Annotated in this window: 2 protein-coding genes; one reads left to right on the forward strand and one right to left on the reverse strand. The window is 73.3% G+C overall.

The features are described 5' to 3' along the window. Positions 1 to 236 (forward strand): adenosylcobinamide-GDP ribazoletransferase (locus tag NBW84_RS21535; protein WP_250286851.1); only part of this gene is annotated, 236 nt, incomplete at its 5' end. Positions 237 to 419: 183 nt separating this feature from the next. Here NBW84_RS21535 and NBW84_RS21540 read toward each other — a convergent pair. Then, positions 420 to 1,679 (reverse strand): glycine cleavage system aminomethyltransferase GcvT, encoded by a 1,260-nt coding sequence (locus NBW84_RS21540; RefSeq protein ID WP_250286857.1) that lies wholly within the window; start codon positions 1,677 to 1,679, stop codon positions 420 to 422. Between the last annotated feature and the right edge of the window lie 33 nt (positions 1,680 to 1,712).

Consider the following 1,712-nt stretch of genomic DNA (forward strand, 5'->3'; position numbering starts at 1 on the left):
CCGCGGGGCTGCTCGACGTCGACGGCGGCGGCCCCGGCCGGGCCGCGCGCGCGGTGGCCGCGGTGGCCGTGGGCACCGCCGTGGGCTGGCTGCTGCGGCGCTACCTCGTCGGCTACCTCGGCGGCATCACCGGGGACGTGCTCGGCGCCCTCGTCGAGATCACGGCGACGGTCACCCTGGTGTTCATGACCCTGGACGCCCCCTACGGCCTGAAACACCGCCTCGGCATCGTCTAGAAAGCGCCGCTCAGGGAGCACGAATCCCATCCACGACCATCCGCACAGGCCATGATCCAGATAATTTTGTCGTTGTGTACGCTTTTTGGCCGCAAAAGCGTACACAACGACAAAATCGTGCCGATCTTCTCCGGTGGCCGGGACGCGCGGCCACCGCACCGCGCCCCGGGAGCGCTGCGGCCCCTACTTCGGGGAGGCGTCGACGAAGGGTGGGCGTACCACCGTCATCGCCGACGGCCGGCCCCGCACGTCCACCCGGACGGTATCTCCCTCGGCGACGCCGCGGTCGAGCAGGGCGAGGGCGATACCGGTCCGCAACGTCGGCGAGAACGTCCCACTGGTGACCTCGCCCACCCGCTCGCCGGCCAGGTCGTACACGGCCATGTGCGGCCGTGGGATGCCCCGGTCGGTCGAGCGCAGCCCCCACAGCAGCCGCACCGGGCCCGCGCTCCGCTCCGCCAGCAGCGCGTCCCGGCCCCAGAACCGTGGCTTGTCCCAGCCCACCGCCCAGCCGGCCCGCGCCTGCACCGGGGTGATCGAGGGCGAGAGGTCCTGGCCGTGCAGCGGGTAGCCCATCTCGGTCCGCAGGGTGTCGCGGGCGCCGAGGCCACAGGGCCGCACCCCCAGGGACGCCCCGGCCGCCAGCAGCGCGTCCCACACCGCCGGGGCGTCCGCCCACGGCGTCACCAGCTCGAACCCACGCTCGCCGGTGTAACCCGAGCGGCACACGACGATCTCCCGCCGGGAGCCGTCCCCGCCGGCGCCACGCCCGCCGTCCCCGGCACCGCCGGCACCGCCGCCCCCGATGCCCGGGATGGTTCCCGGCCCGCCGGCCGCCCGACCACCCTCCCCCGCGGCCCCCGCGCCGGCCCCCACGCTGGCCGCGTCGGCCTTCACCTCGGCTTTCCACTCGGCCGGCGTGAAGCTCATGTAGGCACCGTCGACCGGCAGGCCGATCGCGGACACCAGCTCCGGCGCGGCCGGCCCCTGGACCGCGATCACGCCGAAGGCCGTGTGCAGATTCTCGACGGTGACCTCCGGCGGGGACGCCGCCGCGAGCCGGCGGACGACCTCCGCGGTGTTGGCCGCGTTGGGGACCAGGAAGACCTCCGACCCGGAATACAGGTAGACGATCAGGTCGTCCACCACCCCGCCGGTCTCCGGGTCGCAGCACAGCGTGTACTGGGCCTGTCCCGGGCCGATCCGGGACAGGCCGTTGGTGAGAGTGGAGTCGACGAAGTCCGCGGCGCCGGGGCCGCGGACCCACGCCTTGCCAAGATGACTGACGTCGAAGATCCCGACCGCGGACCGGACCGCCGCGTGTTCCTTGAGCACACCCCCGCCGGGATACTCGATCGGCATCTCCCATCCGCCGAAGTCGGCCAGCCTGGCGCCGAGCGCCACATGCTGGTCATGCAACGGAGACCGCAACAGCTCACCCATGCTTCGGCAGGCTAGCCCCATGGAGCGGCTCTC

Source organism: Protofrankia sp. CiP1_Cm_nod2 (genome assembly GCF_920664355.1).
Lineage (GTDB): Bacteria > Actinomycetota > Actinomycetes > Frankiales > Frankiaceae > Protofrankia.

Coding starts and splice junctions, on each gene's coding strand:
- NBW84_RS21540 (WP_250286857.1), bottom strand. CDS start 1,679: ATGGGTGAGCTGTTGCGGTCTCCGTTGCATGACCAGCATGTGGCGCTC.